The organism is Mycobacterium sp., assembly GCF_035697385.1.
Classification (GTDB): domain Bacteria; phylum Actinomycetota; class Actinomycetes; order Mycobacteriales; family Mycobacteriaceae; genus Mycobacterium.
This window is the reverse complement of sequence record NZ_DASSCY010000246.1, coordinates 1-7,291: the sequence shown is the minus strand read 5'-3', so window position 1 is coordinate 7,291 and position 7,291 is coordinate 1. Positions and strand designations below refer to the sequence as shown.

Sequence of the window (7,291 nt, the reverse complement as noted above, 5' to 3'; positions counted from 1 at the left end):
TCCAGCGGTCTTTCCGTGCAGACGTTCCTCAAGGGAATCCACGTCGTCGAGTACGACGAGGCAGCGCTGAAAGACGTCTCCGGGTATGTGATCACCCTGTCGCAGGCCGAAAACCTGCCCGCCCACGGCGAAGCGGTGCGGCGGAGGTTCGAGAAGTGACTCCTGGCAAGAAGGTGACTCTCGACGATCTGCCGCTGCGTGATGATCTGCGCGGTAAATCGCCCTACGGTGCACCGCAATTGGACGTACCGGTACGGCTGAACACCAACGAGAATCCGCACCCGCCCACCAAGGCGCTTGTCGACGATGTGACGGCCTCGGTTCACGCCGTCGCGGGGGAGTTGCACCGTTATCCCGACCGCGACGCGGTCGTGCTGCGTACCGACCTGGCCGCGTACCTGAGTGGGCAGACGGGCACCGCACTCAGTGTCGAAAACCTGTGGGCTGCAAACGGTTCCAATGAGATCCTGCAGCAGCTGCTACAGGCGTTCGGCGGGCCCGGCCGCAGCGCCATTGGTTTCGTGCCGTCGTATTCGATGCATCCGATCATCTCGGGCGGCACCCAAACCGAATGGCTGGTGGCCAACCGCGCCGACGACTTCGGCCTCGACACCGACGTCGCGGTGCAGGCGATCAAGGAGCACACCCCCGACATCGTCTTCGTCGCAAGCCCCAACAACCCGTCGGGCCAAAGCGTTCCGCTTGACGAACTGCGAAGACTGCTGGAGGCCTTGTCTTCTGAGGCAACCGGGATGCTTATCCTCGACGAGGCGTACGGCGAGTTCTCATCGCAGCCCAGCGCGGTCAAGCTGATCGACGAGTACCCGACCAGGCTCGTGGTCACGCGCACGATGAGCAAGGCGTTCGCGTTCGCGGGCGGCAGGCTCGGATATCTGATCGCCGCGCCCGCAGTGATCGACGCGATGCTGCTGGTGCGCCTGCCCTACCACTTGTCGTCGGTCACCCAGGCCGCCGCCCGCGCCGCACTGCGCCACGCAGACGACACGCTGGGCAGCGTCGCGAAGCTGATCGCCGAGCGCGAGCGCGTCACAGAAGCGTTGACCGGCATGGGTTTCCGCGTCATCGAAAGCGACGCGAACTTCGTGTTGTTCGGCGAGTTCGCCGATGCACCCGCCACCTGGCAGCGCTACCTCGACCAGGGCGTCCTGATCCGCGACGTCGGCATACCCGGATACCTGCGGGCCACCACAGGCCTGGCCGAGGAGAACGACGCGCTGCTGGCCGCCAGCGCCCGAATAGGAGCACAGTGACCGAAACCCGTCGTGCGCGAATAGAACGCAAGACAAAGGAATCCGACATCGTCGTCGAGCTCGATCTCGACGGCACCGGCATCGTCGACATCGACACCGGCGTGCCGTTCTACGACCACATGCTCACCTCGCTCGGCAGCCACGCCAGCTTCGATCTGACCGTGCGCGCCAAGGGCGACGTCGAGATCGAGGCTCACCACACCGTCGAAGACACCGCGATCGTGCTGGGCCAGGCGCTTGGTCAGGCCCTGGGCGACAAGAAGGGCATCCGCCGCTTCGGTGACGCCTGGATCCCGATGGACGAGACGCTCGCGCACGCCGCCGTCGACGTGTCCGGCCGGCCGTACTGCGTGCACACCGGCGAGCCGGAACACTTGCTGCACACCACGATCGCCGGATCGGACGTGCCCTACCACACCGTCATCAACCGGCACGTGTTCGAATCGCTTGCCTCCAACGCCCGCATCGCGCTGCATGTGCGCACGCTCTACGGCCGCGATCCGCACCACATCACCGAGGCGCAGTACAAAGCCGTGGCCCGCGCGCTGCGACAGGCCGTCGAGTACGACCCTCGTGTCACCGGGGTGCCATCGACCAAAGGCACACTGTGACAAGGAAAGTCGTGGTGCTCGACTACGGCTCGGGCAACCTGCGCTCGGCTCAGCGGGCCCTGCAGCGCGTCGGTGCGGACGTCGAGGTGACCGCCGACGCCGTGGCGGCGGGCAATGCCGACGGTCTCGTGGTGCCCGGTGTCGGCGCGTTCGAGGCGTGTATGACGGGTCTGCGCAAGATCGGCGGCGAGAAGATCATCGCCGACAGGGTCGCGGCGGGCCGCCCGGTGCTCGGCGTGTGTGTCGGCATGCAGATCCTGTTCTCGCGTGGCGTGGAGTTCGGCCAGGAGACCACGGGCTGCGGCCAATGGCCCGGCGCGGTCATCCGGTTGGACGCCCCGGTGATCCCGCACATGGGCTGGAACGTCGTCGACGCGCCTGAAGGCAGCGTGTTGTTCAACGGCTTCGACACGACGACCCGGTTCTACTTCGTGCACTCGTACGCCGCGCAGCAGTGGGAGGGGGACCCCAGCGCACTGCTGACGTGGGCGACCCACCATGTGCCGTTCCTCGCCGCGGTCGAGGACGGTCCGCTGGCCGCCACCCAGTTCCATCCGGAGAAGAGCGGCGATGCGGGCGCCGCATTGCTGTCCAACTGGGTTCAGGCGCTAGGTTGAGCCCCGTGCTTGGGACAAGGCCATTGATACTTCTACCCGCCGTCGACGTGGTCGAGGGCCGTGCCGTGCGACTGGTGCAAGGCCAGGCCGGCAGCGAAACCGAGTACGGCTCGGCGCTGGACGCCGCGCTGAACTGGCAGCGCGACGGCGCCGAATGGATCCACCTCGTCGACCTGGACGCGGCGTTCGGGCGCGGCTCGAATCGTGAATTGCTCGCCGAGGTGGTCGGCAAGCTGGACGTGGCGGTCGAGTTGTCCGGCGGCATTCGCGACGACGAGTCGCTGACGGCGGCGCTCGCCACCGGCTGCGCCCGTGTCAACCTCGGTACCGCGGCGCTGGAGAACCCGCAGTGGTGCGCCAAGGTCGTCGCCGAACACGGCGAGAAGGTGGCCGTCGGTCTGGACGTCAAGATCGTCGACGGAGAACACCGGCTGCGCGGGCGCGGCTGGGAAACCGACGGCGGTGATCTGTGGGAGGTGCTGGAACGCCTTGACCAACAAGGATGTTCGCGCTTCGTCGTCACCGATGTCACCAAGGACGGCACCCTGAACGGGCCCAACCTCGAGCTCCTGACGAATGTCACCGAGCGCACCGACGCCCCGGTGATCGCGTCCGGCGGCGTGTCCAGCCTTGACGATCTCCGTGCCATCGCGACGCTGGTCGATCGTGGTGTGGAGGGTGCCATCGTCGGAAAGGCCTTGTACGCCGGGCGGTTCACGCTGCCGCAGGCGCTGGCCGCGACGGGGCGGTAGGACCGCGATGGCGCTGGACGAGGCCGACCTCGAAGCCCTGGTCGCCGAGGCCGCCGCCATCCTCGACGAGGCGGCCAAGCCGTTCATCGCCGGGCACCGCGCGGAGTCGGCTGTGCAAAAGAAGGGCAACGACTTCGCCACCGAGGTCGATCTGGCCATCGAACGTCAGGTCGTGGCGGCGCTCACCGACAGGACCGGCATCGAGGTGCACGGCGAGGAATTCGGCGGCGCGGACGTCGACTCGCCGCTGGTGTGGGTGCTCGATCCGATCGACGGCACGTTCAACTACGCGGCAGGTTCTCCGATGGCCGCAATCCTGCTCGGTTTGGTGCGCGATGGTGAACCGGTGGCGGGGCTGACGTGGGTGCCGTTCACGGGGGAGCGGTTCACCGCCGTGGTCGGAAAACCGTTGTTGAGCAATGGTGTCGAGCAAGCTCCATTGAAGCCTGCCAAGTTGTCCGACTCGATCGTCGGGGTGGGCACGTTCAACGTCGATTCGCGTGGCAGCGTGCCCGGCCGCTACCGACTGGCGGCGATCGAGAGCCTGAGCCGGCAGTGTTCCCGGATGAGGATGCACGGTGCGACCGGTATCGACCTTGCGTACACCGCTACCGGAATCCTCGGTGGGGCAATCAGTTTCAGCGGCAAGGTGTGGGACCACGCCGCAGGCGTCGCGCTTGTGCGTGCGGCCGGTGGCATTGTGACTGATCTGGCCGGCGACGACTGGACGGTGACGTCGCCGTCGGCACTGGTGGGACTGCCCGGCGCGCACGGCGAGCTCCTCGAGATTCTGCACTCCGTCGGCGCACCGAAGGATTTCTAGATGGATGTCGCGGTTCGCATCATCCCCTGCCTGGACGTCGACGACGGCCGCGTGGTCAAGGGTGTCAACTTCGAAAACCTGCGTGACGCGGGCGATCCCGTCGAGCTTGCGGCCGCCTACGATGCCGAGGGCGCCGACGAGCTGACGTTCCTGGACGTCACCGCCTCCTCTGCGGGCAGGGCCACCATGCTCGAGGTCGTCAAACACACCGCCGAGCAGGTCTTCATCCCGCTGACCGTCGGCGGTGGTGTGCGGTCGGTGGCCGACGTCGACGTGCTGCTGCGCGCGGGTGCCGACAAGGTCGCCGTCAACACGGCTGCTATCGCCCGGCCCGAATTGCTGGCCGAACTGTCACGCCAGTTCGGGTCGCAGTGCATCGTGCTGTCGGTCGACGCGCGCACCGTCCCGCAAGGTCAGGAGCCGACGCCGTCGGGGTGGGAGGTCACCACGCACGGCGGGCGCCGCGGCACCGGCATCGACGCGGTCGAATGGGCAACGCGCGGAGCGGAACTCGGTGTCGGTGAGATCCTGCTCAACTCGATGGACTACGACGGCACCAAGGCCGGCTTCGACCTGAAGATGCTGCGGGCCGTGCGAGGGGCGGTCTCGGTGCCGGTGATCGCCAGCGGCGGCGCGGGCGCGGTGGAACATTTCGCGCCAGCCGTTGTTGCAGGTGCCGACGCCGTGCTGGCCGCAAGCGTCTTCCATTTCCGGGAGCTGACCATCGGCCAGGTGAAGGCGGCGATGGCGGCAGAAGGGATCGTGGTGCGGTAATGACGCTCGACGCAAACATTGCGTCGCGGCTCAAGCGCGACGCCAACGGGTTGTTCACCGCGGTCGCGCAGGAACGCGCCACCGGCCAGGTGCTGATGGTGGCGTGGATGGACGACCTCGCACTGGCGCGCACGCTGGAAACCCGCAAGGCCACCTACTACTCGCGCTCCCGCCAACAGCATTGGGTGAAGGGGGAGACCTCCGGTCACACCCAGTACGTGCACTCGGTGCGGCTGGATTGCGACGGCGACACCGTGCTGCTCGAAGTCGACCAGGTCGGCGCGGCATGCCACACCGGCGAGCACACGTGTTTCGATGCCGACCTCTTGTTGGGTCCGGAGGCATAAACACCTAGGACGGCTGCGGCACACCCAACGCCAGCACCGCAACGTCGTCCTCCACGCCGGCCCCGAGGCGGTCGAGCACCGAACGGATCGCGTGCACGATCGACCGGGCAGTGGTCGGAGCATGTGCCGCGGCGAACGCGATCAGGGCGTCTTCGTCGTCGTACCGCGCTGTGCCCTCGCCGGTACGCGCCTCGGTCAATCCGTCTGTGTAGAGCACCAGGGTGTCGCCGCCCGTTAGGCACAGCCGTGTCGAGACGAACGGCGACTTCGACGAGATTCCGATGGCCGGACCGCTTGCGGTGTCGACGTATCGCACGTTGCCGTCGGTGGTGATCAGAAGAGCCGGTGGATGCCCTGCGCTCGCGAGGTGCACGTCGAAGCCGTGCTCGCGGCGACTCAGGATGCCGAAGACGACCGTGCAGAACCGCAGCGCGTCGTTCATCACCTCCTGGTCGAAGACCGCATCGAGGTTGTGCAGAACCCGCACCGGATCGTCGTCGATGACCGCCGCAGCGCGCAGCGTGTATCGGGTCAGCGATGTCAGCGCCGCCGCGTTCGCACCTTTACCGCAGACGTCGCCGAGGAAGAAACCCCACTTGGTGGACGACAGTTGAAACAAGTCGTAAAAATCCCCGCCCACCTCGTCGGGCGAGGCGGGATGGAAATACGCGGATGCTTCCAAGCCCTCGGGCGGCGACAGGGACGGCGGAAGCAGCGATCGCTGCAATGCGCCCACAAGCACCTGCGCCCGCGTGCGTTCCAGTTCGGCTCGTCGGCGGGCCTCGAGCAGTTCGCGTTCATACAACCGCCGATCCCGAGCGTCTTGCAGAACGAATCGCAGCATCACGGCCCGGCCGTCGGCATCGGTCTTGGAATTCGCAGTGACGAACATCGGCAGGCGGGCGCCTTGCGCCGTGACCAATTCGACGGTGACTCCGCCTATTTCACCTTCTACCTCAAGAAGGGGCGCGAAGTGGGTCTCATAGTGAATGAGCCCACCGGCGGTGAGCAAGTCGGTGAATGCCTTGCCGATCAACTGGTTTCGCTCGTAGCCAAGCCATGTCGACAGCGTCGCGTTCACGGCTACGATTCGCCGGTCCGGCCCTGTCGCGATGTATCCGCACGGCGCGTTCTCGTAGAGGTCGATCGCCTCTCTGTCCTTGATCACGTGGACCGCGCGAACGCCGCAATCGCCGAGGCGGTGGGGTCTGGGGCACTGAGTTGCGGACAGTGACCGATGGTGTCGAGCGTGATCAGGCTGCTGCCGGCGATGCTGCGCTGGACGTAGGTTCCGACCTCTCGCGGCGCGATCGCGTCCTGTGCGCTGTCGATGATCAGCGTGGGGACCGTCACGCGCGCCAAATCCGCACGGTTGTCAGCGAGGAACGTCGCATTGGCGAACACCCGTGCGCATTCGGGGTCGGTGCGGCAAAAGCTGTCAGTGAGCTCGTCAGCGAGTTCAGGCCGGTCAGGCGCTCCCATGATCACCGGGGCCATCGCCCGCGACCAGCCAAGATAGTTGCTCTCGAGAGACTCGAGAAGTTCGTCGATGTCGCTTCGGGAGAAGCCACCGCGGTAGTCGCCGTCGTCGATGTAGCAGGGAGACGGGACGAGCAGGACCAGCTTGGCGAACCGACCGGGCTCGGCGGCCACCGCAAGGACCCCGATCATCGCGGCCACGGAATGACCGACGAACGTCACGTCCTGCAGGTCCAGTTCATTGACGATGTCGAGGACGTCGTCGGCGTATCCCTGCAACGACGCGTAGCGGTGCGGATCCCACGCCGACGGATCCGACGCTCCCGAGCCGACGTGGTCGAACAGCACCACCCGGAACTCGGGGACCAGCGCGGACGTCACGTAACGCCACAAGGTTTGATCGCAGCCGAAACCGTGCGCCAGCATGATCGTCGGCCCGTCAGGGGCACCGACGATGTTCACGTTGTTCCTGGCGCGCACCCCCACGTTCTCAAGCCTGCCCTAGGCCGACTGGCGCTCCCGCAGCACCTCGAGCGCCTTGTCGGCGTGGGTGTCCATGCTGAATTCGCTGGCGATCACGTCGAGCACGGTGCGGTCTGTGTCGATGACGAACGTCG

10 protein-coding genes and 1 pseudogene are annotated in these 7,291 nt (G+C 66.5%); 8 read left to right on the top strand and 3 right to left on the bottom strand.

Annotation, left to right across the window (positions count from 1 at the left end):
• The 8 genes from VFH65_RS20760 to hisI all read left to right on the top strand — a co-directional run.
• Window positions 1-159: histidinol dehydrogenase (locus VFH65_RS20760; RefSeq protein WP_353323932.1), on the top strand; the 159-nt coding region annotated here is incomplete at its 5' end.
• Entirely contained in the window at window positions 156-1,271 is a 1,116-nt protein-coding gene (locus tag VFH65_RS20755) for a histidinol-phosphate transaminase (RefSeq protein ID WP_353323931.1), read from the top strand. The genes VFH65_RS20760 and VFH65_RS20755, both read left to right, overlap by 4 nt.
• Window positions 1,268-1,882 carry an imidazoleglycerol-phosphate dehydratase HisB gene (gene hisB / locus VFH65_RS20750; protein ID WP_353323930.1) on the top strand — a complete coding sequence of 205 codons (615 nt, stop codon included), beginning with the start codon at window positions 1,268-1,270 and terminating at the stop codon, window positions 1,880-1,882. Before VFH65_RS20755 ends, hisB begins: the two co-directional genes overlap by 4 nt.
• On the top strand, window positions 1,879-2,499 hold the full coding sequence (gene hisH, locus VFH65_RS20745; RefSeq protein WP_353323929.1) for an imidazole glycerol phosphate synthase subunit HisH: 621 nt from the start codon (window positions 1,879-1,881) through the stop codon (window positions 2,497-2,499). Before hisB ends, hisH begins: the two co-directional genes overlap by 4 nt.
• Window positions 2,500-2,504: 5 nt before the next feature.
• The gene (priA, locus tag VFH65_RS20740; protein ID WP_353323928.1) at window positions 2,505-3,251 is read left to right on the top strand and encodes a bifunctional 1-(5-phosphoribosyl)-5-((5-phosphoribosylamino)methylideneamino)imidazole-4-carboxamide isomerase/phosphoribosylanthranilate isomerase PriA; all 747 of its coding nucleotides are present in this window, start codon (window positions 2,505-2,507) and stop codon (window positions 3,249-3,251) included.
• Between the two features lie 7 nt (window positions 3,252-3,258).
• Complete coding sequence (locus tag VFH65_RS20735; protein ID WP_353323927.1) at window positions 3,259-4,074, top strand: inositol monophosphatase family protein; 816 nt, start codon at window positions 3,259-3,261, stop codon at window positions 4,072-4,074.
• On the top strand, window positions 4,075-4,848 hold the full coding sequence (gene hisF / locus VFH65_RS20730) for an imidazole glycerol phosphate synthase subunit HisF (RefSeq protein ID WP_353323926.1): 774 nt from the start codon (window positions 4,075-4,077) through the stop codon (window positions 4,846-4,848).
• On the top strand, window positions 4,848-5,195 hold the full coding sequence (gene hisI, locus VFH65_RS20725; protein WP_353323925.1) for a phosphoribosyl-AMP cyclohydrolase: 348 nt from the start codon (window positions 4,848-4,850) through the stop codon (window positions 5,193-5,195). Before hisF ends, hisI begins: the two co-directional genes overlap by 1 nt.
• 4 nt (window positions 5,196-5,199) lie before the next feature.
• On the opposite strand, the gene VFH65_RS20720 is transcribed toward hisI, so the two are convergent.
• The 3 genes and pseudogenes from VFH65_RS20720 to VFH65_RS20710 all read right to left on the bottom strand — a co-directional run.
• On the bottom strand, window positions 5,200-6,360 hold the full coding sequence (locus VFH65_RS20720) for a SpoIIE family protein phosphatase (protein ID WP_414688465.1): 1,161 nt from the start codon (window positions 6,358-6,360) through the stop codon (window positions 5,200-5,202).
• On the bottom strand, window positions 6,360-7,160 hold the full coding sequence (locus VFH65_RS20715) for an alpha/beta fold hydrolase (protein ID WP_353323923.1): 801 nt from the start codon (window positions 7,158-7,160) through the stop codon (window positions 6,360-6,362). The genes VFH65_RS20720 and VFH65_RS20715 overlap by 1 nt, the downstream gene beginning before the upstream one ends.
• Before the next feature lie 15 nt (window positions 7,161-7,175).
• Window positions 7,176-7,291: pseudogene (locus VFH65_RS20710) on the bottom strand (peroxiredoxin); the annotation flags it as partial.